The sequence below is a fragment of the Streptomyces sp. NPDC050508 genome (genome assembly GCF_040655155.1).
Classification (GTDB): Bacteria; Actinomycetota; Actinomycetes; order Streptomycetales; family Streptomycetaceae; genus Streptomyces.
Map to the genome: position 1 here is coordinate 542,417 of NZ_JBFAJJ010000002.1, position 23,465 is coordinate 565,881.

The 23,465-nt window shown below is 69.0% G+C and carries 23 protein-coding genes and 1 tRNA gene; 10 read left to right on the forward strand and 14 right to left on the reverse strand.

The genetic code is table 11. The annotated features are described in order from the left end of the window. Position 1: 1 nt before the first annotated feature. Together AB0I69_RS07660 and AB0I69_RS07665 are read right to left on the reverse strand one after the other, a co-directional pair. Positions 2-1,210: an HTTM domain-containing protein gene (locus AB0I69_RS07660; RefSeq protein WP_363094652.1), complete on the reverse strand. Its 1,209-nt coding sequence runs from the start codon at positions 1,208-1,210 to the stop codon at positions 2-4. Then, positions 1,207-2,040 (reverse strand): DUF5819 family protein, encoded by an 834-nt coding sequence (locus tag AB0I69_RS07665; protein WP_363094653.1) that lies wholly within the window; start codon positions 2,038-2,040, stop codon positions 1,207-1,209. The genes AB0I69_RS07660 and AB0I69_RS07665 overlap by 4 nt, the downstream gene beginning before the upstream one ends. Before the next feature lie 312 nt (positions 2,041-2,352). On the opposite strand from AB0I69_RS07665, the gene AB0I69_RS07670 reads away from it, so the two are divergent. Beyond that, entirely contained in the window at positions 2,353-3,486 is a 1,134-nt protein-coding gene (locus tag AB0I69_RS07670) for an acyl-CoA dehydrogenase family protein (protein ID WP_363094654.1), read from the forward strand. A gap of 34 nt (positions 3,487-3,520) precedes the next feature. Here the strand turns inward: AB0I69_RS07670 and AB0I69_RS07675 are convergent, their stop codons facing one another. From AB0I69_RS07675 to AB0I69_RS07690, 4 genes are all read right to left on the reverse strand, one after another. After that, positions 3,521-3,850, reverse strand: coding sequence for a rhodanese-like domain-containing protein (locus AB0I69_RS07675; protein WP_043675918.1), 330 nt, complete (start codon positions 3,848-3,850; stop codon positions 3,521-3,523). Positions 3,851-3,864: 14 nt separating this feature from the next. Next, entirely contained in the window at positions 3,865-4,824 is a 960-nt protein-coding gene (locus AB0I69_RS07680) for a J domain-containing protein (RefSeq protein ID WP_363094655.1), read from the reverse strand. Positions 4,825-5,003: 179 nt separating this feature from the next. Continuing rightward, entirely contained in the window at positions 5,004-6,413 is a 1,410-nt protein-coding gene (locus AB0I69_RS07685) for a DUF2252 domain-containing protein (protein ID WP_363094656.1), read from the reverse strand. A 531-nt stretch (positions 6,414-6,944) separates the two neighbouring features. Continuing rightward, positions 6,945-7,307: a helix-turn-helix domain-containing protein gene (locus AB0I69_RS07690; protein ID WP_363094657.1), complete on the reverse strand. Its 363-nt coding sequence runs from the start codon at positions 7,305-7,307 to the stop codon at positions 6,945-6,947. A gap of 145 nt (positions 7,308-7,452) precedes the next feature. Between AB0I69_RS07690 and AB0I69_RS07695 the strand changes: the two genes are divergently transcribed. Beyond that, positions 7,453-8,106 (forward strand): NAD(P)H-dependent oxidoreductase, encoded by a 654-nt coding sequence (locus tag AB0I69_RS07695; protein ID WP_363094658.1) that lies wholly within the window; start codon positions 7,453-7,455, stop codon positions 8,104-8,106. A gap of 90 nt (positions 8,107-8,196) precedes the next feature. Here AB0I69_RS07695 and AB0I69_RS07700 read toward each other — a convergent pair. Continuing rightward, positions 8,197-8,280 (reverse strand) — tRNA-Leu (locus tag AB0I69_RS07700). Positions 8,281-8,750: 470 nt separating this feature from the next. Here AB0I69_RS07700 and AB0I69_RS07705 point away from each other — a divergent pair. From AB0I69_RS07705 to AB0I69_RS07735, 7 genes are all read left to right on the forward strand, one after another. Beyond that, complete coding sequence (locus AB0I69_RS07705; protein ID WP_363094659.1) at positions 8,751-9,596, forward strand: DUF3662 and FHA domain-containing protein; 846 nt, start codon at positions 8,751-8,753, stop codon at positions 9,594-9,596. A gap of 10 nt (positions 9,597-9,606) precedes the next feature. Next, entirely contained in the window at positions 9,607-10,128 is a 522-nt protein-coding gene (locus AB0I69_RS07710) for an FHA domain-containing protein (protein ID WP_043675935.1), read from the forward strand. A 91-nt stretch (positions 10,129-10,219) separates the two neighbouring features. Beyond that, entirely contained in the window at positions 10,220-11,758 is a 1,539-nt protein-coding gene (locus AB0I69_RS07715; RefSeq protein WP_363095029.1) for a Stp1/IreP family PP2C-type Ser/Thr phosphatase, read from the forward strand. Positions 11,759-11,788: 30 nt separating this feature from the next. Beyond that, positions 11,789-13,234, forward strand: a complete 1,446-nt coding sequence (locus AB0I69_RS07720; RefSeq protein ID WP_363094660.1) for an FtsW/RodA/SpoVE family cell cycle protein — start codon at positions 11,789-11,791, stop codon at positions 13,232-13,234. Beyond that, positions 13,231-14,718, forward strand: a complete 1,488-nt coding sequence (locus AB0I69_RS07725) for a penicillin-binding protein 2 (protein ID WP_363094662.1) — start codon at positions 13,231-13,233, stop codon at positions 14,716-14,718. The genes AB0I69_RS07720 and AB0I69_RS07725 overlap by 4 nt, the downstream gene beginning before the upstream one ends. Positions 14,719-14,888: 170 nt before the next feature. Beyond that, positions 14,889-16,898 carry a Stk1 family PASTA domain-containing Ser/Thr kinase gene (gene pknB / locus AB0I69_RS07730; RefSeq protein WP_363094663.1) on the forward strand — a complete coding sequence of 670 codons (2,010 nt, stop codon included), beginning with the start codon at positions 14,889-14,891 and terminating at the stop codon, positions 16,896-16,898. A gap of 124 nt (positions 16,899-17,022) precedes the next feature. Beyond that, positions 17,023-17,373 carry a peptidase inhibitor family I36 protein gene (locus AB0I69_RS07735; protein ID WP_363094664.1) on the forward strand — a complete coding sequence of 117 codons (351 nt, stop codon included), beginning with the start codon at positions 17,023-17,025 and terminating at the stop codon, positions 17,371-17,373. A gap of 43 nt (positions 17,374-17,416) precedes the next feature. Here the strand turns inward: AB0I69_RS07735 and AB0I69_RS07740 are convergent, their stop codons facing one another. Genes AB0I69_RS07740 through AB0I69_RS07765 form a run of 6 tightly spaced genes read right to left on the reverse strand, consistent with a single transcriptional unit; the run spans position 17,417 to position 21,582 of the window. Next, positions 17,417-18,172, reverse strand: a complete 756-nt coding sequence (locus AB0I69_RS07740) for a class E sortase (protein ID WP_363094665.1) — start codon at positions 18,170-18,172, stop codon at positions 17,417-17,419. A 6-nt stretch (positions 18,173-18,178) separates the two neighbouring features. Continuing rightward, positions 18,179-19,252, reverse strand: a complete 1,074-nt coding sequence (locus AB0I69_RS07745) for a class E sortase (RefSeq protein ID WP_363094666.1) — start codon at positions 19,250-19,252, stop codon at positions 18,179-18,181. Further along, positions 19,249-19,887, reverse strand: coding sequence for an aminodeoxychorismate/anthranilate synthase component II (locus AB0I69_RS07750; RefSeq protein ID WP_363094667.1), 639 nt, complete (start codon positions 19,885-19,887; stop codon positions 19,249-19,251). The genes AB0I69_RS07745 and AB0I69_RS07750 overlap by 4 nt, the downstream gene beginning before the upstream one ends. Then, positions 19,884-20,081 (reverse strand): hypothetical protein, encoded by a 198-nt coding sequence (locus tag AB0I69_RS07755; protein WP_363094668.1) that lies wholly within the window; start codon positions 20,079-20,081, stop codon positions 19,884-19,886. The genes AB0I69_RS07750 and AB0I69_RS07755 overlap by 4 nt, the downstream gene beginning before the upstream one ends. 16 nt (positions 20,082-20,097) lie before the next feature. Next, positions 20,098-20,781 carry a class E sortase gene (locus AB0I69_RS07760; RefSeq protein ID WP_363094669.1) on the reverse strand — a complete coding sequence of 228 codons (684 nt, stop codon included), beginning with the start codon at positions 20,779-20,781 and terminating at the stop codon, positions 20,098-20,100. 21 nt (positions 20,782-20,802) lie between these two features. Beyond that, positions 20,803-21,582 carry a DUF881 domain-containing protein gene (locus AB0I69_RS07765; protein WP_363094670.1) on the reverse strand — a complete coding sequence of 260 codons (780 nt, stop codon included), beginning with the start codon at positions 21,580-21,582 and terminating at the stop codon, positions 20,803-20,805. Between the two features lie 142 nt (positions 21,583-21,724). Between AB0I69_RS07765 and crgA the strand changes: the two genes are divergently transcribed. Continuing rightward, positions 21,725-21,979: a cell division protein CrgA gene (crgA, locus tag AB0I69_RS07770; RefSeq protein ID WP_363094671.1), complete on the forward strand. Its 255-nt coding sequence runs from the start codon at positions 21,725-21,727 to the stop codon at positions 21,977-21,979. Positions 21,980-22,250: 271 nt separating this feature from the next. On the opposite strand, the gene AB0I69_RS07775 is transcribed toward crgA, so the two are convergent. Then, entirely contained in the window at positions 22,251-23,168 is a 918-nt protein-coding gene (locus AB0I69_RS07775) for a rhomboid family intramembrane serine protease (protein ID WP_363094672.1), read from the reverse strand. Between the last annotated feature and the right edge of the window lie 297 nt (positions 23,169-23,465).

Below are 23,465 nucleotides of genomic sequence, written 5' to 3' on the forward strand. Positions count from 1 at the left end.
CCTACGTGGCTGTGCTCGGGGTTCTCCGGGGCTCGTGGGCCCCTGGATCCCCGTCCGGCACCGTACGGCCGCCCCGCGCGAACAGCCGCCCACGCGCGCGTGCCGCCCATCCGCCCAGTCGCCGCAGGAACGACGTCGGCAGGAAGACCGCGTCCGTCGCGATCATCGCCAGGGAGAAGAACGGGAGGCCCAGGAGTACGGCGATCGCGGCGTGCTCGGCCATCATCAGGGCCAGCAGGACGTTCTTGACGCGTCGGTTGAAGAGCGTGAACGGGAAGGCGACCTGCACGATCACGGTCCCGTAGGTCACGAGCATGACCATCGTGCCGCTGCCGGCCAGCAGGTCGGCGAGGGCGGGCCAGGGGGAGAAGTAGTCGAGGTGGAGCGGGTAGTAGACGGCGGTGCCGTCCTGCCAGCGGGAACCCTGGATCTTGTACCAGCCGGCCGTCGCGTAGATCAGGCAGGCCTCGCTCGCGATCACGAACAGGGCGCCGTTGTGGATCACGTTCGCGACGATGTCGAGCAGCACCCGGGGCTCGTACGACTTCGCGTACCGCCCGATCACCCACCACAGGGCCTGCGCCAGCCAGACGCCCCACAGGAGCGCGGGCACGAACCAGTCGCTGTCGAACCGGCCCGCCGCGGTCACCGCGGCGAGCACCGCGCCGAGGACGACCCATAGGACGGGCCCGACCCGGTCGGGAATCCACTCCCCACGCGCGCGTGGCTCCCGCGTACGCGCGGCCCGGCGTGCGTCGAGGGACCAGACCTGGCCGCAGCGGGTGAACACCAGGTAGAGGGACATCAGGTGCAGGACGTTGTCGCCGCCGTCGCCCATGAAGACGCTGCGGTTCTGCAGCGAGAGCACGCCCACCATGAACAGCACGGACATCGTGCGGGTCCGCCAGCCCAGCAGCAGGAGGACGCTCGCCAGTACGGCCAGCGCGTACACCGTCTCGAACCAGAGCTGCCCGTTCCACCACATCAGGGCGGTGAACGCGCCGTTGTCCGCGATCAGTTGGCGGGCGAGGTCCCAGTTCCACGGGCCGTCGGGGCCGTAGAGCTCCTGGCGGTGGGGCAGTTCGCGGAGCAGGAAGAGCAGCCAGGTGCCGGTGAAGCCGATGCGGATCACGGCGCTCTGGTAGGGGCCGAGGGCCGACTCGGTGACGCGGGCGATGCCTCGGGAGACGGAGGGTGCGAAGCCGTTCACCGGACGCCTCCCGCGGCCTCGTCCGCCGGGACCGGCCACCAGGGCAGCGTGCGGTACTCGGGCGTGGTCGACACCTGCTCGTCACTCCACTCGGGCGGGGGCACGTTGGTGGTGCGGGAGCGGACCTGGACGCGCTGGACGGCTCCGCCCGCTCCGGCCGCGTCGTCCCGGTCCAGGCGCAGCACGACGATGCGCCGCAGATACGTCTCCGCGAGCGTGCCGCGCAGGCCCACCGGGTGGTTGTCGTTGTCGTGCGTGGCGGTGAGGAAGTCCCAGGCCCGGCGCAGCTCGTTCTGCTCGGTGTGGCTCGGCAGCAGGTTGCCGTCGATGGCCGCGCCGTCCTCGGCCGACAGGTCGTACCAGCCGGTCGTACGGGGCGAGCCGTCCGCGGTACGCACGTCGGCGCGCACCTGGACCTCGATGTTCTGCTGCAGCGGGTTCGGCGCGAAGAGCTTCCAGTTCTGCTCGAACTCCGGGTAGATCCACTCGTCGATCGCCTTGCCGTGCTGCTTCGTCACCGTGTTCGACGGCGCGACGTGCAGGAACACCATCCCGAGATGGACGAGCGCGGCCACGGCGACGACCGCGACCGCCAGCGCGGCGCCGACCTGATAGCGCAGGGACAGGGCGGCGACGCCGATCCGGGCGTCGGGGTACGCGTCGGTGGAGGGCTCCGTCGGGTCGTACGGCGGCCGTGACTGCGGCTCGGGCGGGGGCGGCGGTGGGGACGGGTGTGCGGGCTGCTGGGCGGGCACGTGCGGCCCCTCGGGGGCGGCAGGCAGCTGCAGCCCCTCCTCGGGGGCGTTCGAGCGTCCGTCGTTCGCGTCCATTCCTTCTCGTTCCCGATTCCCGTCCGATTCCTGTCCGACTTCCGGCCGCCCCGCGTCGCACGGAACGGTACTCAGGCGCACGCCCTGGGCACAGTCCTGTGCCTCACAGCCACGCATGTTGTCCACAACGACTGCTCGCAGGTTATCCACAGCCGTTGACGTCCCGCCGCAACGCATCTCACCATCAAAGGGATGAACCGAACGATCGGCAGGCAGGGACCGACCGGCCGACCGTTCCTTTCTTCTAGAACCTGTTCTATCTTGACGCTCCGTCAGATCAGGTCGTGCGCGTCGTGCGAAAGGGCAGTGACCGTGGACTTCACCTTCAGCGAGGAGCAGCAGGCGGCGGCCGAGGCGGCGGCGGGGGTGTTCGCCGATGTCGTGCCGGACGGCGTGCCCAGCCCGGCGGACACCACGGGCGCCGTCGCCGACGACTTCGACCGGGCGCTGTGGGCCAGGCTCGCCGAGGCGGACCTGCTGAGCCTGCTGCTCGACGAGGAGTACGGCGGCGCGGGCCTGGACGCGATCACCCTGTGCCTGGTGCTGCGGGAGTCCGCGAAGGTGCTGGCCAGGGTGCCGCTCCTGGAGAGCAGTGCGGCGGCGGCGACCGTACAGGCCTACGGCGGCAAGGAGTTGAGGTCCGCCCTGCTCACCCGGGCGGGCCGCGGCGACCTCGTGCTGACCGTCGCCGCGCACGGCCGCACCGGCCACGACCCGGCCGAACTCGCCGTGACGGCACGGCGGGACGGTGAGAGGTGGGTCCTGGACGGGGTGCAGACGGCGGTGCCGTGGGCGTACAACGCGGACCTGGTCGTCGTACCGGCGCACACGGACGACGACCGTACCGTCCTCGCACTGGTCGCCCCGGACCGCGACGGGGTCGTACGCGCCGAGCAGATCTCCACCACCGGCGAGCGACTCGCCGAACTGCGCCTGGAATCCGTGCCGATCGCGGTGGTCGACGTCATCGAGGCCGACGGCGCCTGGGAGTGGCTGCGCGACCTGCTGACCGCCGGCACCTGCGCCCTGTCCCTCGGGCTCGGCACCGCCGTCCTGCGCATGACCAGTGAATACACGGGCAAGCGCGAGCAGTTCGGGTACCCCGTCGCGACCTTCCAGGCCGTCGCCGTGCAGGCCGCCGACCGGTACATAGACCTGCGCGCGATGGAGGCCACCCTGTGGCAGGCCGCGTGGCGGATCGCCTCGGGCGCACCGGGCGCGCTGCCCGCCGCCGCGGACCTGGCCGTGGCCAAGATCTGGGCGGCGGAGGGGGTGCGACGGGTCGTGCAGACCGCACAGCATCTGCACGGCGGGTTCGGCGCCGACACCGACTACCCCCTGCACCGGTACCACGCCTGGGCCAAGCACCTGGAGCTGTCGCTCGGCCCGGCGGCGGCACACGAGGAGGCGTTGGGGGACCTGCTGGCGGCACACCCGCTGGGCTGAACCCAGGCCGCGCCCACCGCAGTTGCGGCTACAGCTACAGCACGAAGCCCGGCTGGCCCTCGTCCGTGACGACGGGCCGGCCGGCGGCGGCCCACACCTGCATGCCGCCGTCGACGTTCACGGCGTCGATGCCCTGCTGGGCCAGGTACATCGTGACCTGGGCCGAACGCCCGCCGGAGCGGCAGATCACATGGACCCGGCCGTCCTGCGGCGCCGCCTCGGTCAACTCGCCGTACCGGGCCACGAATTCACTGATGGGGATGTGCAGCGCCCCCGTGGCGTGACCCGCCTGCCACTCGTCGTCCTCGCGCACGTCCAGCAGGAAGTCGCCGTCCTTGAGGTCTCCGACCTCGACCGTGGGCACACCAGCTCCGAAACTCATGCCTCGACGCTACCCGACGGACCTTCCGACGTGTCCGGCTCCCCGAGGAGCGCCGCCAGTTCCGCCTCCCGCTCGGCGACCTGGGCGAGCAGTTGCTCGGCGATCTCGTCGAGGAGACGGTCGGGGTCGTCCGGGGCCATCCGGAGCATGGAGCCGATGGCGCCCTCCTCCAGCTCCCGGGCGACGAGCGTGAGCAGTTCCTTGCGGTGGGCGAGCCATTCGAGGCGGGCGTAGAGCTCCTCGCTGGGGCTCGGGCCGCGCTCGGCCGGGGCCGGTCCCGCCGCCCACTCCTCGCCCAGCTCGCGCAGCAGCGGGGCGTCGCCGCGGCTGTAGGCGGCGTTGACCCGGGTGATGAACTCCTCACGGCGCTTGCGCTCGTCCTCGTCCTGCGCCAGGTCGGGGTGGGCCTTGCGGGCCAGCTCGCGGTAGAGCTTGCGGGCCTCCTCGCTGGGGCGCACCCGCTGCGGGGGCCGTACCGGCTGGTCCGTGAGCATCGCCGCGGCCTCCGGGAACAGGCCGTCGCCGTCCATCCAGCCGTGGAACAGCTCCTCGACCGCGGGCATCGGCATCACCCGGGCCCGGGCCTCGTCCGCCTTGCGGATGTCCTCGGGGTCACCGCTGCGCGCGGCGACGGCCTCGGCGATCTGGGCGTCCAGCTCGTCGAGCCGGGTGTACATCGGGCCGAGTTTCTGGTGGTGCAGCCGGGAGAAGTTCTCGACCTCGATGCGGAAGGTGTCCACCGCGATCTCGTACTCGATCAACGCCTGTTCGGCGGCCCGTACGGCCCGGTCCAGCCGCTCCTCGGGCCGGGGCGCCGCACCGCCCCCGGTGCCCTCGCTCACGGAACCGTCGCCCGCCGCGGCTCCGGCCGCGGACGGCGCCGCGGCACCCGCCTGCTCCGGCGCCGGTTCACCAACGGGCGCGGACTGGGACTGCTCAGCTTCCGGGGTCGTCACCCGACCAGCGTAGGCCACGCCCCGACCGGCGACGGGGCATCACCGACACCGGCACCTTCCGGACCACGGGTGGCTTCGCCGCCGGTACGGTTCTCGCCCCGGCGACGGGCGGTTCGGGCCACCGGATCAGCGGCGAGCACCCTCGGACACCGGCAGAACGATCTCCCCCGGGCGACCGCCTACACCCCCATCTCCGCGGCGATCCGCCCCGCCCGCACCGCCCCCAGCAACTCCGCGTGGTCCGCCTCGGTCCGGTCGGCGTAGGCGACGGCGAACGTCGCTATCGCCTCGTCCAGTTCGTCCTTCTTGCCGCAGTACCCGGCGACCAGGCGCGGGTCGGCGCTGTGGGCGTGGGCGCGGGCCAGAAGGGCGCCGGTCATGCGGCCGTAGTCGTCGATCTGGTCGGCGGCGAGGGCGGCCGGGTCGACGCTGCCCTTGCGGTTGCGGAACTGCCGTACCTGGAACGGCAGTCCGTCGACCGTCGTCCAGCCCAGCAGGATGTCGCTGACGACCTGCATCCGCTTCTGCCCGAGCACCACGCGCCGGCCCTCGTGCGGGACGGACGGTGCGTCGAACCCGGCGCTGGACAGATGCGGCACCAGCGCCGAGGGGCGGGCCTCCTTCACCTGGAGGACGAGCGGTTCGCCGCGGTGGTCCAGGAGCAGCACGACGTACGACCGAGTGCCCACGCTGCCCGTGCCGACGACGCGGAAGGCGACGTCGTGCACCGTGTGCCGGGCGAGCAGCGGGAGTCGGTCCTCGGAGAGCGTGTCCAGATACGCCTCCAGGGACGCCGCCACCGCCGCGGCCTCCTCGTCCGGGATCCGGCGCAGCACCGGCGAGGCGTCGACGAAGCGGCGCCCGCCGTCCTCCGCGAGCTCGGTCGACCTGCCCGCGAACCGCCCGCTGGTGTTGCCCCGCGCCTTCTCGGAGACCCGCTCCAGTGTGCCCAGCAGGTCGCGGGCGTCGGCGTGGGAGACCAACTCCTCGTCCGCGATGGCGTTCCACGCGTCCAGGACCGGGAGCTTGGCCAGCAGACGCATGGTCCGGCGGTAGGAACCCACCGCGCCGTGCGCCGCCGTACGGCAGGTGTCCTCGTCGGCGCCGGCCTCCCGGCCCGCGAGCACCAGCGAGGCGGCGAGCCGCTTGAGGTCCCACTCCCAGGGGCCGTGCACCGTCTCGTCGAAGTCGTTCAGGTCGATGACCAGGCCGCCGCGGGCGTCGCCGTACAGGCCGAAGTTGGCCGCGTGGGCGTCACCGCAGATCTGGGCGCCGATCCGGGTCATGGGGGTGCGGGCGAGGTCGTGGGCCATGAGGCCGGCCGAACCGCGCAGGAAGGCGAAGGGCGTGGCCGCCATCCTGCCCACCCGTATCGGAGTGAGCCCGGGGATACGGCCGCGCCCGGACTCCTCGACCGCGGTCACCGCGTCGGGACGGGAGCCGTCCACGTCGAAAGCGGCGTGCGCGCTCCGCGGGATGCTCTCCCGCAGCGCCTTCCCCTCTTCCTTGGGCGACCCCTCCACGGGCCACGTGGCGAAGCCCCGCACTCCGGGCAGCCTGCGCCCCACACCGATACCGGCCTCGGTCATACCGACCGCCTCCCCCGCACATGTACGCACACTCGCCCGAACATCAACTCGCGACGACCGTACAGCCGGTGGCGAAAACGCGTCAGATCCTGTGGACAACTCCGCGGCTGTGGAAAACCGGTGACGACCGAAGCCGCGGCCCGCCACTCCAACCCGGACGGGCCCTCGCCCAGGCCCAATCAGGACTTCCCCCCGGCCGGGACGGGCCCTTGCTCCAGCCCGACGGGTCCGGTCTTTCCCCAGCCCGGATGGACCCTCGCGCCAACCTGGCCGGTCAGATCCTCGCCTCAGCCCGATCTAGCCTCCCCCGACCCGGACGACCCCTTGCTCCAGCCCGGCCGGTCAGGCCTTCGCCCAGGCCTGGTCAGGTCCTTCCCCAGCCCGGACGGGCCCTTGCTCCAGCTCGCCCCGTCAGATCCTCGCCCCGCCCGGTGTGGCCTCCCCCGGCCCGGACGGATCCTCGCCCCAGCATGGACGGTCAGGTCCTCACCCCGGCCCGGGCAGACCCTTGCCCCGGCGCCCAGCCAGGCCCTAACACCCGCCCGACTGCCACCCCTCGCGCAGATGCACCTGGGCCCACGCCCCGAGCTCCCGAAGCGCCGGTCCCAGTGCCTTGCCCGACTCCGTCAGCCGGTACGAGACGCGCAGCGGCGGTCCCTCGTCGACCTCGCGGACGAGCAGACCGGCGGCGCCGAGTTCCGTGAGCCGGTCGGAGAGCATGCGTTCGCTGATGCCCGGGATCGCCCGGCGCAGGTCGGCGAAGTGCACGGGCTGCGCCATCAGGACGGCCACGATCGGCCCGGTCCAGCGCTTTCCGAACAGCTGGAAGACGCGGGTGATGCCGTCGTCGACCTTCTTGCACTGCCCCGTGTCGTGACTCTGCTCGACCGCCATGCCTTCAGGGTACTGCCCTCCCGTACGGGGATGAAAAAAAGTAAGTACCTGTGTTATCAATAGTCGAGTACTGAAATTTAGTCACTGAGCGGCGCGTATCAAGGCTTCCGCGTCCGACGCGCGCTCGACCCTCTTGGAGACCCCCATGGCCACGCTCCTGCACATCGACTCCTCCGTGTTCCCGACCGGCGCCTCCGCCTCCCGCGCCGTGGCCGACGCCTTCCGCACGTCCTGGGAGGAACAGCACCCGGAGGGCACGGTGATCCACCGCGACCTCGCCGCGAACCCCGTCCCGCACCTCACCGCCGACGCCCACACCGCCGGCTTCGCCGACCCGGCCACGCACACCCCCGAGCAGGCGGCCGCGTTCGCCGAGCGCGTGAAGCTCATAGAGGAGCTGGAGGCGGCGGACGCGGTGCTGATCGGCGCCCCGATGTACAACTTCTCGATCCCCTCGACCCTGAAGGCCTGGCTGGACAACGTGATCCTCATGGGCCGCACCGCCGGCACCGAGGACTCGGAGATCAAGGGCACCCCGGTCACCGTGATCGCCAGCCGCGGCGGCGCCTACGGACCCGGGACCCCGCGCGAGGGCTTCGAGTACGTCCAGAACTATCTGCGGGCGGTCCTCGCCGAGGCCCTCTCCATGGACCTTGAGTTCATCGTCCCGGAGCTGACCCTGGCCCCGCAGAACCCGGCGATGGCCGACCTGGTCCCGCTCTACGAGGCGTCCCGCGAGCGCGCCCTCGGCGACGCGGCCACCAAGGCCAAGGAACTGGCGGAGCGCCTCGCCGCCTGAGGCAGGACCAGACCTGTGATTGTCCTCACCTGAGGTGAGCACCACACACGAAGAAGCCCCCCAGGTCCGAGACCTGGGGGGCTTCTGTTGTGCGCGAGGGGGGAGTTGAACCCCCACGCCCTTTCGGGCACTGGAACCTGAATCCAGCGCGTCTGCCTATTCCGCCACCCGCGCATTTGGGTGTGTCCTCGGGCTGTTCCCCCTAGGGGGTGGCGCCTTCCGACATGCAGAAGATTAGCACGGTGGTCGGGGTGGATTCACATCCCTTGTCCGCACCCCGTGACCTGGCCCGGGACCACCAGGAGCCCCTTCCGAACACCCCGCCCCCCTCGCTACGTATCAACGTGGGCCGGTTCACGTATCAACCTCGTACCGGTAACCGCCATCTCCCCAGGAGGCGGGCAAGGTCCACAGTCAGGTGCGGGACACTTGTCTGCGGCCCCCTCTACGATCCTGGGCAGGAGTACTGACAGGAGTAGTGGCAGAAGGAGTTCGACCGGGCCGACAAGGGGGAACCAGCCGATTTACCGGCGCGTGGATACGATCAGTAAGCAGTACCAAGGCAGTCAGCACGACAATCACCACGACAGCCGGCACGGCGGTCGGCACGACAGCCAGTGCGGCAACGACGGAGGAGGTGCCCCATGGGAGTCCTGAAGAAGTTCGAGCAGCGCCTCGAAGGTCTGGTCAACGGCACCTTCGCCAAGGTGTTCAAGTCCGAGGTCCAGCCCGTCGAGATCGCCGGCGCGCTCCAGCGGGAGTGCGACAACAACGCGACGATCTGGAACCGCGACCGGACCGTCGTACCCAACGACTTCATCGTGGAGCTGAGCACGCCGGACTTCGAGCGGCTCAGCCCCTACTCCGGCCAGCTCGGCGACGAACTCGCCGGCATGGTGCGCGACTACGCCAAGCAGCAGCGCTACACCTTCATGGGACCCATCAAGGTCCACCTGGAGAAGGCGGACGACCTCGACACCGGTCTGTACCGGGTGCGCAGCCGTACGCTCGCCTCCTCCACCAACCAGCAGGCTCCCGGGACCCCCGCTCCGGCGGCACCCCCGGCAGCGGGCCGGCCCGGCGGCTACGGCTATCCGCCCGCCGCCCCCGCGAGCGCCCCGCCGCCCATGCCGGCCGGACCGCCGCCCGGCGGTCGTGGCTCGGCGCCGTACCTCCAGCCCGCGCCCACCGCCCCGGCGGCCGGCGCACGGATGCGGTACTGGGTGGAGATCAACGGCGCCCGCCATCAGATCTCCCGCGCGACGTTGGTGATGGGCCGCAGCACCGAAGCCGACGTGCGGATCGACGACCCCGGCGTATCCCGCCGGCACTGTGAGATCCGGACCGGAACGCCCTCGACGATCCAGGATCTCGGGTCCACCAACGGCATCGTGGTGGACGGGCAGCACACCACCCGCGCTACGCTCCGCGACGGCTCGCGGATCGTCGTGGGCAGCACCACCATCATTTACCGGCAAGCCGAAGGGTGAAGCGGGGGCAATGTCAGAGCTGACCCTCACGGTCATGCGGCTGGGTTTCCTGGCCGTACTGTGGCTGTTCGTGATCGTGGCCGTGCAGGTCATCCGCAGCGACCTGTTCGGAACGCGTGTCACACAGCGCGGCTCGCGACGGGACGCCGGACGGCCGCAGCAGCAGGCCGCCCGGCAGGCGGCGCCTCCACAACAGCGCCAGCAGCAGCCGAGCGGGGGCGGCCGGCAGCGCCGTAACGCCCCCACCAAACTGGTCGTCAGTGAGGGAATCCTCACCGGCACCACCGTCGCGCTCCAGGGCCAGACCATCACCCTGGGCCGGGCGCACGATTCAACAATCGTGCTGGACGACGACTACGCCTCCAGCCGCCATGCCAGGATCTACCCGGACCGCGACGGCCAGTGGATCGTCGAGGACCTCGGATCCACGAACGGCACGTACCTGGACCGGTCCCGGCTGACGACCCCCACACCGATTCCGCTGGGCGCGCCGATCCGCATCGGCAAGACCGTCATCGAGCTGCGGAAGTAGTACAGACAATGAGCGAGCGGAGCGAGCACGCAGCGGCGGACCGCCTGGCGGACCCCGGCGCGCTCCCGACCGGAGGGTGGGCACCGTGCGGATGTACCCGGAGCCGACGGGCGAGGTGCGCATGAGTCTGTCACTGCGCTTCGCCGCCGGATCGCACAAAGGCATGATCCGCGAGGGCAACGAGGACTCCGGCTACGCCGGTCCACGTCTCCTCGCGATCGCCGACGGGATGGGCGGCCAGGCCGCCGGTGAGGTCGCCTCGTCCGAGGTGATCTCCACCATCGTCTCGCTCGACGACGACGTGCCGGGCTCCGACATCCTCACCTCGCTCGGCACCGCCGTGCAGCGGGCCAACGACCAGCTGCGGATGATGGTCGAGGAGGACCCCCAGCTGGAGGGCATGGGCACCACGCTCACCGCCCTGCTGTGGACCGGGCAGCGGCTCGGCCTCGTCCATGTCGGCGACTCCCGCGCCTACTTGCTGCGCGACGGGGTGCTGACCCAGATCACGCAGGACCACACCTGGGTGCAGCGGCTGGTCGACGAGGGCCGGATCACCGAGGAAGAGGCCACCACCCACCCGCAGCGCGCCCTCCTCATGCGCGCGCTCGGCAGTGGCGACCACGTCGAGCCGGACCTGTCGATCCGTGAAGTCCGCGCCGGCGACCGGTACTTGATCTGTTCCGACGGGCTGTCCGGAGTCGTCTCCCACCAGACGATGGAGGACACCCTCGCCAGCTACCAGGGCCCCCAGGAGACCGTGCAGGAGCTGATCCAGCTCGCCCTGCGCGGCGGCGGCCCCGACAACATCACGGTGATCATCGCCGACGTCCTGGACCTCGACACCGGCGACACCCTCGCCGCGCAGCTGTCGGACACCCCGGTCATCGTCGGCGCGGTCGCCGAGAACCAGCTCCACCTGCACGACAACGGCATCATGCAGACCCCGGCCGGCCGCGCCTCCGGGCTCGGCCGCCAGGTGCCCGGACAGAACGGCGGGGGCGGCGAGTTCGGCCCGCCCGGCTCCGGCGACACCACCGGCTACGTCCCCGAGGGCAGCTTCGGGGACTACACCGACGACGACTTCGTGAAGCCCTCCAAGGGCCGCAAGTGGTTCAAGAGATCCTTCTACACCGTGCTCGCGCTCGCGGTCATCGGCGGCGGCCTGTACGGCGGCTGGCGCTGGACGCAGACGCAGTACTTCGTCGGCGCCAACGGCGAACACGTCGCGCTGTACCGGGGCATCAGCCAGGACCTCGCCTGGGTCTCGCTGTCGAAGGTGGAGAAGGACCATCCCGACATCGAACTCAAGTACCTGCCGCCCTACCAGCAGAAGCAGGTCAAGGCGACGATCGCCGAGGGCGGTCTCCAGGACGCCCAGAAGAAGATCGCCGACCTCGCCGTGCAGGCCTCCGCGTGCAAGAAGGAGTCCGAGCGCGCGAGTGCCACCACCAAGCCCGCCGGTACCACGGGAACCACCAGCACCTCCGTCACGTCCAAGGCCACGCCGAAGCCGACTCCTTCGACTTCGGCCTCGACCTCGACGCCCCCGACCCCGTCTGCAACTCCCAGCCCCGGTCCCAGCCTTTCGGAGGAAGAGCAGCAGGTCGTCTCGCAGTGCAGCAAGTAATAGGCAAGCCGTGAGAGGCCCCGTCACACGATGAGCAGTTCAACCAACACGCCGGCGCACCACACGTCCACGATCGGCTCCATCGGCGCACCGAGCCGACGCAACACCGAGCTCGCGCTGCTGGTGTTCGCTGTCGTCATCCCGGTCTTCGCCTACGCCAACGTGGGGCTGGCCATCGACGACAAGGTGCCGACCGGGCTGCTGAGTTACGGCCTGGGCCTCGGCCTGCTGGCCGGTGTCGCGCATCTCGCCGTACGAAGGTTCGCCCCGTACGCGGACCCCCTGCTGCTGCCCCTGGCCACCCTGCTGAACGGACTCGGGCTCGTCGCCATCTGGCGCCTCGACCAGTCCAAGCTGCTGCAGTCCATCCACGTGGCCGGCGGCAAGGCGACCAACCAGCTGCTGTACACGGCCATGGGCATCGCGCTCTTCGTGATCGTGCTGATCTTCCTCAAGGACCACCGCGTCCTGCAGCGCTACACCTACATCTCCATGGCCGGCGCCCTGGTCCTGCTGCTGCTCCCGCTGGTCCCCGGCCTCGGCCTGAACGTCTACGGTGCCAAGATCTGGATCTCGATCGGCGGATTCACCATCCAGCCCGGTGAGTTCGCGAAGATCGTCCTCGCGATCTTCTTCGCCGGCTACCTGATGGTGAAGCGCGACGCGCTCGCCCTGGCCAGCCGCCGCTTCATGGGCCTGTACCTGCCCCGCGGCCGCGACCTCGGTCCCATCCTGGTCGTCTGGTTCATCTCGATCCTGATCCTGGTCTTCGAGACCGACCTCGGCACGTCGCTGCTGTTCTTCGGAATGTTCATCATCATGCTGTACGTCGCCACCGAGCGGACCAGCTGGATCGTCTTCGGTCTGCTGATGTCCGCGGCCGGCGCGGTCGGCGTGGCCAGCTTCGAGTCGCACGTCCAGCAGCGCGTCCAGGCCTGGCTCGACCCCATGCGCGAGTACACGCTGAGCCGCACGCCGGGCGTCACCGGTCTCCACTCCGAGCAGGCCATGCAGGCGTTGTGGGCCTTCGGCTCCGGCGGCACCCTCGGCGCCGGCTGGGGTCAGGGTCACTCCGACCTGATCCGGTTCGCCGCCAACTCCGACTTCATCCTCGCCACCTTCGGCGAGGAACTGGGCCTGGCCGGCATCATGGCGATCCTGCTCCTGTACGGCCTGATCGTGGAGCGCGGCGTCCGCACCGCCCTCGCCGCCCGCGACCCGTTCGGCAAGCTGCTCGCCGTCGGCCTGTCCGGCGCCTTCGCGCTGCAGGTCTTCGTGGTGGCGGGCGGTGTGATGGGCCTCATCCCGCTGACCGGTATGACGATGCCGTTCCTCGCGTACGGCGGTTCCTCCGTCATCGCCAACTGGGCGCTCATCGGCATCCTGATCCGCATCAGCGACACCGCCCGCCGGCCGGCCCCCGCGCCCGCCCCCAGTCCCGACGCCGAGATGACCCAGGTGGTCCGCCCGTCATGAACAAGCCCCTGCGCCGGATCGCGCTCTTCTGCGGCCTCCTGGTCCTTACCCTGCTGCTGCGCGACAACTGGCTCCAGTACGTCAAGGCCGACAGCCTCAAGGACGACCCGAAGAACCGCCGGGTCACCATCGCGCGCTACTCCACCCCGCGCGGCGACATCATCGTCGACGGCAACCCGATCACCGGTTCCACCGAGACCAGCACCTCCGGGCTGAACGACCTGAAGTACAAGCGCACCTACAAGAACGGCGCGATGTGGGCGCCGGTCACGGGATACGCCTCACAGGCCTTCGGCGCCAACCAGCTGGAGTCCATCGAGGACGGCATCCTCTCCGGCACCGACGACCGGCTCTTCTTCCGCAACACCCTCAACATGATCACGGGCAAGGAGAAGTCGGGCGGCAACGTCGTCACCACCCTCAACGAGGCCGCGCAGAAGGCCGCGTGGAACGGTCTGACGAAGCAGGGCGGCAAGGGCGCGGTCGTCGCCCTCGACCCGTCCACCGGCAAGATCCTGGCGCTGGCGTCCTACCCGTCGTACGACCCGTCGTCCTTCGCCGGGAACTCCACGTCGACGGACAGCAAGGCGTGGACCAAGCTCCAGAAGAAGTACGACCCGAACGACCCGATGCTCAACCGGGCGCTGCGCGAGACCTACCCGCCGGGCTCCACCTTCAAGGTGGTCACCGCGTCCGCGGCGCTGGAGAACAACCTGTACTCGTCCGCCGACACGGCCACCAACTCGCCGCTGCCGTGGACCATGCCGGGCACCACGACCCAGCTGAAGAACGAGGGCAACATCCCCTGCAAGAACGCCACCCTGCGGGAGGCGCTGCGGGTCTCCTGCAACACCGTGTTCGGCAAGGTCGGCGCCGACCTGGGCAACGCCAAGATGCTGGCCGAGGCGAAGAAGTTCGGCTTCGACGCCGAGCAGTTCACCCCGATCCGCTCCAGCGCCTCGGTCTTCTCCGACAACATGAACACTTCGCAGACCGCGCTGTCCTCGATCGGCCAGTACAACACCGCCGCGACCCCGCTCCAGATGGCCATGGTCGCCTCCGCGGTAGCCAACGACGGCAAGCTGATGAAGCCGTACATGGTCGACAAGCTCCAGTCGGCGAACGTCGACACCATCGCGCAGACCGAGCCGGAGCAGCTGAGCCAGCCGCTCTCGTCGAAGAACGCGCAGATCCTGCAGTCGATGATGGAGACCGTCGTCAAGGACGGCACCGGCAAGAACGCGCAGATCAGCGGCGTCACCGTCGGCGGCAAGACCGGTACCGCCCAGCACGGCGTCGCCAACAGCGAGAACCCGTACGCCTGGTTCCTGTCCTACGCCAAGCTCCCCGACGGCAGCTCGCCGGTCGCCGTGGCCGTGGTCATCGAGGACTCCAGCGCCAACCGTGACGACATCTCCGGCGGCGGCCTCGCGGCCCCGATCGCGAAGAGCGTGATGGAGGCGGTCATCAACAGCAAGAAGTGACCCCGCTCACGTCCCCTTCACATCGGTGCACGTTGCGATACCGGTCCTGTATCGGGTGACGGGCTTGGCCAGGTCACACAGAGCCAGCCGGGTACGGTAGGCCCGGACGGCTAGCCTCCGACCGCACATCCGTGCGGATCGGGACCGACGGAGAGGGCTGGTAGGGAACTATGGAAGAGCCGCGTCGCCTCGGCGGCCGGTACGAGCTGGGCCAGGTGCTCGGCCGTGGTGGCATGGCGGAGGTCTACCTCGCCCATGACACACGCCTCGGCCGCACGGTGGCGGTGAAGACGCTGCGCGTCGACCTTGCGCGCGACCCTTCCTTCCAGGCCCGGTTCCGCCGGGAGGCCCAGTCGGCCGCCTCGCTCAACCATCCCGCGATCGTCGCGGTCTACGACACGGGCGAGGACTACGTCGACGGGGTCTCGATCCCGTACATCGTCATGGAGTACGTCGACGGCTCCACGCTCCGTGAGCTGCTCCACAGCGGTCGCAAGCTGCTGCCGGAGCGCACGCTGGAGATGACCATCGGCATCCTCCAGGCTCTGGAGTACTCGCACCGCAACGGCATCGTCCACCGCGACATCAAGCCGGCCAACGTCATGCTGACGCGCACCGGCCAGGTCAAGGTGATGGACTTCGGCATCGCCCGCGCGATGGGCGACTCCGGCATGACGATGACGCAGACGTCCGCGGTCATCGGCACCGCCCAGTACCTCTCCCCGGAGCAGGCGAAGGGCGAGCAGGTCGACGCGCGCTCGGACCTCTACTCGACGGGCTGTCTCCTCTACGAACTCCTGACCGTGCGGCCGCCGTTCGTGGGCGACTCCCCGGTCGCGGTCGCGTACCAGCACGTACGGGAGGAGCCGCAGCCACCGTCGGTCTTCGACCCCGAGATCACGCCCGAGATGGACGCGATCGTCCTGCGGGCCCTGGTCAAGGACCCCAACTACCGCTACCAGTCGGCCGACGACATGCGCATCGACATCGAGGCCTGCCTCGACGGCCAGCCGGTCGCGGCGACGGCGGCGATGGGTTCGGTCGGCTACGGCGGCTACGGCGACGACCAGCCGACGACGGCCCTGCGCTCCGACGCCGGCGCCACGACGATGCTGCCCCCCATGAACCCGGACGACGGCGGCTTCGGCTACGACGACCGCCCCGACCGGCGCCGCCAGCAGAAGAAGAAGTCGAACACCTCGACGATCCTGCTGATCGTGGCGGCGGTACTGGTGCTGGTGGGCGCGATCCTGATCGGGAAGTGGGCGTTCAGCGGCAGCGGAGGGGACAAGCCGTTCGCGGCTCCGAACTTCGTCGGCCAGACCTATGCCACCGCGAAGACGATGGCCGTCAACTCCGGTCTGAAGCTGGCCGAGCCCACCCGCAAGGCCTGCGACAACGCGCCGAAGGGCAGCGTCTGCTCACAGGACCCGGCGGCGAACACCAACGTCAACAAGGGCGACACCATCAACCTGGTCGTCTCGACGGGCGCGCCGAAGGTCGTCGTACCGAGTGTCGTGGGCCAGAGCCTCGACGACGCCACCACGACGCTCACCGCCGACAAGTACCAGTTCAAGGTGGAGACGCAGCAGAAGGTGTCCGGCGAGGACCCGGGGACCGTCCTGGAGCAGAACCCGAAACTCGGCGCCCAGGTGCAGAAGGGCACCGTCATCACCCTGACCGTCGCCAAGGCCGAGGCTAAGTCCACGGTCCCGGACGTCAGCGGCAAGAGCTGTGACGACGCCAAGGCGCAGATGACGCAGAACAACCTCGTCGGCAACTGCACCGAGGTGGACACCAACGATTCCAACCTGGTCGGCAAGGTCGTCTCGACCGATCCGGCGATCGGCACCCAGGTCACCAAGAACTCCACGGTGAACATCCAGATCGGCAAGTCGTCGCAGACCCAGGTCCCGAACGTCGTCGCCCAGACGGTGAAGAACGCCAAGCAGATCCTGCAGCAGAACGGCTTCAACAACATCCAGTTCGCCGACGGCAGCGATCAGAGCGACAACGCGATCGTGACCCAGGTCGACCCCGGCGCGGGCAACACGGTCGACCCCGGCAACACGACGATCACCCTCACCACGGTGGGCGCCGGCAACAACAACGGTGGGAACAACGGCGGCACCAATTTCTTCGGCGGCGTCACCGGGACGGCATACCGCACCGAGGACTGATTCCCGCTCCAGAGAAACCCCGAATGAGCGTTCCGCAATTCATGATTGCGGAACGCTCATTTTTTTCCTAGGATTTTCCTGTTTCCTCGGAAATAAAACGGGTCCCCTGACCAGGGAAAGGCACATGAAGAGAAGAATCATTACGGCAATGATGGCGGGAACGGCTTCGAGCATCCTGCTGACCGGCATCACGAACTCCGCGTACGCGATCCCGCCCGCACCTTCGTGCTCGTCCAACATGTGCACGTGGGACAAGAAGGACTACAAGGGGTCCTTGTACACGTCGGCCCTCTTCAAGGGCACGTGCTACCTGGACGTCAGGGTGCGTTCGCTGGTCAACAAGAAGAAGTACAACGTCCGCTACTACCCGGACAAGAACTGCGCGTCCGACCGTCATTACGACGACATCTGGGGTTATTACGACCTGGAGGCGCAGACCGGCTGGGCCGTCTACAGCTACAAGCGGATTTCATAGGGGTGCCGTGGTGCACCGGCCGGACGATCCGGTGCACCACACCTCACCGGAGTTCCTTCGGTGGCGTCCGGACACTGTCCACCTTGTCCACCCGCACCAATTCGCCCCACACCACATAGCGGTACCGGGACGTGTACACCGGTGTGCAGGTCGTCAGGGTGATGTAATGGCCGGCCTTTTTCTTGCCGGATTCCTTGGGGATCTGGGCGAGGGTCTTGACGTTGTACTTCGAGGTCTCGGGAAGGATGTCGTAGACCTTGTAGACGTACCACTTGTCCTTCGTCTCGAAGACGATCGGGTCGCCCTTCTTGAGCTTGTCGATGTTGTGGAACTTGGCGCCGTGGCCGTCGCGGTGGGCGGCGAGGGTGAAGTTGCCGTTCTTGCCTGTGGTCGGGAGGGCGGCCTTGACGGGGTCGGTGTAGTAGCCGGCGACGCCGTCGTTGAGGACGCTCGTCTCGGTGCCCTTCTCGACCAGCACCTCGCCGTTCTTCATCGCGGGCACGTGCAGGAAGCCGATGCCGTCCTTGGTGTCGAGGGCGCCGGGACCGGTGTCCGTGTCCTTGGACCAGTTGTCGCGGACCTTGTCGCCCTGCTTGTCGGCCGTGCGGTCGGCGACGACGTTCGTCCACCACAGGGAGTAGACGACGAACAGGCCGAGGATCAGGCCCGCCGTGATGAGGAGTTCACCGAAGACACTGACCGCCGTCGCGATCCGGCCGGTGCCGCGGGGGCGGTCCGGCGGGGACGCGGGCGTGTCGGTCTGCTCTTCGGTGTCGTCGGTGGTCGCTGCCACGTTCATCTGCCCCTACTCGATGAGCGCATCCGGCTTGCCCTTGCTGCGCGGCCGTTCCTCGACCATCTTGCCCCAGACGATCAACCGGTACTTGCTGGTGAACTCCGGCGTACAGGTCGTCAGCGTGATGTAGCGGCCGGGTTTCGTGAAACCCGAACCCTTGGGGATGGGGTCGAGGACGCTGGTGTTGCTCGGCGCCGTCACCGGCAGCGTCGACGTCATCTTGTAGACGTAGTACGTGTCCTGCGTCTCCACGACGACCTCGTCGCCGGGCTTGAGCTGGTTGATGTACCGGAACGGTTCACCATGGGTGTTGCGGTGGGCCGCGAGCCCGAAGTTGCCGGTCTTCGCGTCCGGCATCGCGGTCTTCAACTGGCCCTCGCCGTAGTGCCCGACCATGCCCTTGTCGAGCACCTTCTTGTTGCTGACGCCCTCGGCGATCGGCGCCACCACGTCCAGCTTGGGAATGTGCAGGATGGCGAAACCCTGCCCCGGCGAGAACTCTCCCGGAGCGCGCTTCCCGCTCGCCCAGTCGTTCTGGAGCTGGCTCGTCTCGCTGCCGGCCTGCGCGTGCGCGCGTACGTTCGTCCACCACAACTGGTAGGTGACGAACAGCAGCATCAGCACGCCGGTGGTGATGAACACCTCGCCGATGGCCCGGCTCGCGACGACCGCGGCACCCGGCTTGTTCGCACGTTGCCGCCGCCGCGCCTCGACGCGCGAGAGCGGGGCGCCGGCGCCGGACAGCGAGTCCTCGACGGTCTCCTCCGCCGCCCCACCGGCCCCATGACGCCCGTGACGGCCCTTGGCGGCCTTTCTGCGGGCCGCACGGCCGCCCGTCGGGCTTCCTGTGGCGGAGGAGGCGGATGGGGCGTCAGAGGCCGGTATGGACCGACCGTGACCCCGTCGCTCCGGCGGTGGTTCCGGTATCCGCAGCGCCACGGTCTCTTCGTCGATGGGACCGTACGGCACCCCGGGCGCGCCCTGGGCCGACGCGTCGTGCCACTCCTCGAACCCGCCCGGCTCCCCGTACGACTGCTCCCCGTACGAGGCCTCGGACTCGCGCTCGGGGCGCAGCGCGGTCACGCCGTGGCCCTGCCCACCACCGGGGCGAGCCCCACCGACCTCGCCACGGCACCCTGGTCGCCGCACTCCACCAGCCAGTTGGCCAGCATCCGGTGTCCGTGCTCGGTGAGCACCGACTCCGGGTGGAACTGGACGCCCTCGACGGGCAGTTCGCGGTGACGCAGGCCCATGATGATGCCGTCGTGCGTCCGGGCGGTGACTTCCAGCTCGGCCGGGACCGTCTCCGGCTCGGCCGCCAGGGAGTGGTAGCGGGTCGCCGTGAAGGGCGAGGGCAGTCCGGCGAAGACGCCTCTGCCCTCGTGCTCGACGAGCGAGGTCTTGCCGTGCAGCAGCTCGGGGGCGCGGTCCACGACGCCGCCGTAGGCCACCTGCATCGACTGCATGCCGAGGCAGACGCCGAAGACGGGCACCCTGGTCGAGGCGCAGTGCCGCACCATCTCGATGCAGACGCCGGCCTCCTCGGGGGTGCCGGGGCCGGGCGAGAGGAGGACGCCGTCGAAGCCGTCCTGGGCGTGCGCGGTCGACACCTCGTCGTTGCGCAGCACCTCGCACTCGGCGCCCAGCTGGTACAGGTACTGGACCAGGTTGAAGACGAAGCTGTCGTAGTTGTCGACGACGAGAATCCGTGCGCTCACTGGTTGTTCACCGTCACATCGTTGAAGGGCAGCAGCGGTTCGGCCCACGGGAAGACGTACTGGAACAGGATGTAGACCACGGCCAGGGCAAGGACGAGCGAAACCAGCGCCTTGACCCACACGTTGCCCGGCAGATGCCGCCAGATCCAGCCGTACATGCCGTCCCTTCCGTCGCACCACGGCACCAGACTCACGCCGTACGCCACCAGACTAACGGCGCAGGGCGTCGGGTTTCCCTGCCTCCACGGGCTGTGTGGAGTCGAGATGTGCCCAGACGATCAGCCGATGGCTGTGGCCCCACTCCGGATCGCACGTGGTCAGCGTGAGATAGCGGCCCGAGGCCGTGTACCCGGACTTACGTGGCACAGGATCGATCACCTCAATGTCGGTGGGCACTGTTTTGTAGGGCCCTTTGTCGATCCGATACGTGAACCAGGTCGTCCCGTCCGTCAGCACCACCGCGTCGCCCTTGCGCAGCTTCGGGAAGTTCACGAAGGGGTCGCCGTACGTCCGCCGGTGCCCTGCCACCGCGAAGTTGCCGACCTGTCCCAGCTGCGCGGTGCCGGCGTAGTGGCCCAGCCCCTTCTTGAGGGTGTTCACCGCGGTGTCCTCCAGGACCGGCTTGTTCCACGTGAAACCAAGCCGCGGGATGTACATGATCGCGAAGGGCTTGCCGTCCTTGTACACGGCCGGTTTCGCCGGTGCGGTGGGTGAAGGGGCCGCCTTCGGGTGCGCGGTCTGCTTCGACCACTGGTTCTGCAGCTGGTCGATCTGGTCGCTCATCGTGTGGTCGGCCTTCACACCGGTCCAGAACAGCACGTAGACCACGAAGAGGACGATCAGGGTGCCCAAGGTGATGCAGAGTTCGCTGACGCTCCTGACGATCACGCGCACCGGCAGCTCCCGTACGGCCGCTTACTCCACTGGCTTCGCGTAGTGCAGATCCACTGTGCCCGAGTACCCGGGAAGAGTCACCGTCCCGTCGTCGGTCACTTTCCAGCCGAGCCCGTAGACGTCGACGTACACCTTGTAGTTCTGGATCGCCTTGGACGCCGTCAGCGCCGCCTGCAACTTCCCCGGGTCCCCGACCGCCGTGATCTTGTACGGCGGTGAGTAGACCCGGCCCTGGAGGATCAGGGTGTTGCCCACGCAGCGCACGGCGCTGGTCGCGATCAGCCGCTGGTCCATGACCTTGATGCCCTTGGCGCCGCCCTGCCACAGGGCGTTCACCACGGCCTGCAGGTCCTGCTGGTGGATGACCAGGTAGTCGGGCTGCGGCTCGGGGTAGCCGGGGAGCTTGGCCGTGGCGTTCGGCGGGGCGTCGTTGAGGGTGACGGTGAGCGCCTTGCCCTTGAGCTGCTGCGCGCCCGCGGTCCGCTCCAGTGCCGTGAGCTTCTTGTCGTCGGCGCCGGTGCTGGTGTCGTCCTCCTTGCGGAGCGCGTCGACCTCGTCGCGCAGGACTCCGTTGGCGTCGTTCAGCCGGCCGTTCTTCTGACTGCGGGTCTGGATGAGGTCGGACAGCTTCAGGAGGGAGGCGTCCGTGCGGATGTTGGTGCCCTTGGCCGTGTTGAAACTGGTGAAGAAAATGAGCCCCGCGAGGGCGAAGACGGCCACCGTGAGGATCCGCATGGGACGGAAACGGCGGATACGGGCAGGACTGGGACCCGTCCCGGGGGAGTCGGCAGAATTGCTCAACGTACCCTTATCTCCTTCGGCGCCGCGGAAGCACTACGCTAACGGACGCCCGGGGGAGCACTCAGTGTCCCCTTGTACGCTGCCCCGGAGCCCGCCCCAGTTCCCTGCGCGGCCACGCAGCGCATCGACAGGAGAGACCCTCGTGCCGAAGTCACGTATCCGCAAGAAGGCCGACTACACGCCGCCGCCGGCGAAGGCGGCAACCGCCATCAAGTTGAACAGCCGTGCCTGGGTCGCACCGGTCATGCTGGCCATGTTCGTCATCGGCCTGGCCTGGATCGTCGTCTTCTATGTCACCGACGGCTCCCTGCCCATCGACAGCCTGGACAACTGGAACATCGTGGTGGGCTTCGGCTTCATCGCCGCCGGGTTCGGTGTCTCCACGCAGTGGAAGTAGCGGCCACACCTCGGTGAACTCAGCTCTGCCCACGGCTTTCCGCTGAGTTATCCACAGGCCAGAGAAGTATCCACAGCAGGCCTGGGGAAAAAGAACGAAGATCTGTGGATAACCCACTGGGTGTTGACGCTGGTGTGACTGACACACCGGCAACCGCAAGCCTGTTCGCCCCCTGCCTGACCTGCATAAACACGGGTCAGCGACAGGGGGCACAGCTGTTCCCCCACGGTATGCACAAGATCGGGCACGCGCTGTGGACAACGGTTTGGTATCAGCTGAGCTGAGCCGTCCTGATCAGCGTCAACACGACGACGACCACGAGAACCAGGGCGCAGGTGCCGTACTGGATCAGGGCGCGGCGCTCACGGGGGGCGTGGACCATCGCGTAGCCGGTGATCACACCGGCGACCAGGCCGCCGATGTGGGCCTCCCAGGCGATGTTCATCCCCGGATTGAAGGTAAAGATCAGGTTGATCACCAGGATGGCGATGAGCGGCCGCAGGTCGTAGTTGAGGCGGCGCAACAGAATGCCGGTCGCACCCAGCAGCCCGAAGATGGCACCGGAGGCACCGAGCGAGGGCGAGTTCGGGGCGGCGATGAGATAGGTGAGCGCGCTGCCCGCGAGGCCCGAGACGAAGTACAGGGCGAGATAGCGGGCACGGCCGAGAGCCGCTTCCAGGGGGCCGCCGATCCACCACAGGCTCATCATGTTGAAGATGATGTGGATCGGGCTGGCGTGCAGGAACATCGCGGTCAGCAGCCGGTACCACTGCCCCTCGGCGACGCCGTCGTACGGCGGGAAGCCGTTGGCCGAGGCCTTGCCGATCAGTTCGAGATGGTCGGTGAACTGGTCGCCCACCGAGGACAGTTGGACCAGATACACGGCGACGCAGAGGCCGATCAGGATCTTGGTGAGAAGCCGTGGATCCGCCGCCACCGTGCCACCGGCAATCGTGCGGGGCTGGGCCGCGGTCGGGGCGTGGCCCGTGCCGGAGCCGGTGCGCACACAGTCGGGGCACTGGAAACCGACGGAGGCACTGACCATGCACTCGGGGCAGATCGGGCGCTCGCAGCGGGTGCAGCGGATGCCGGTCTCGCGGTCCGGGTGCCGGTAACAGACCGGCAGACTCTGGGCGTCCTGGGGCTGCTGCCCCTCCGGGCCCTGCGGGCTGCCTGGCGCCTGGTCCATGGGGTCCCCTCAATCCTTCGTACGCAATGCACCGCCCCGCCCATCCTTACGGACGAGCGGGGCGTTTGGTTCCCGGCGGTAGTGGCCGGTATCGGCCCTAGGCCCTGTCGTCACATTCCCGTCTGCCTCGCGACGCCATGCACGCACTCTCGCTGCACCGGGCGCAGCCCCAAGTACGTCCAGTACGAGGGTCCACGCCCGGCACTCCCCCAGCCTTCGGCCAGGGGGACCCCCAGAGCACGCACCTGACGCCGCGAGGCCGCCCTCCGGGCGACGACGGGAATGTGACGACAGGAC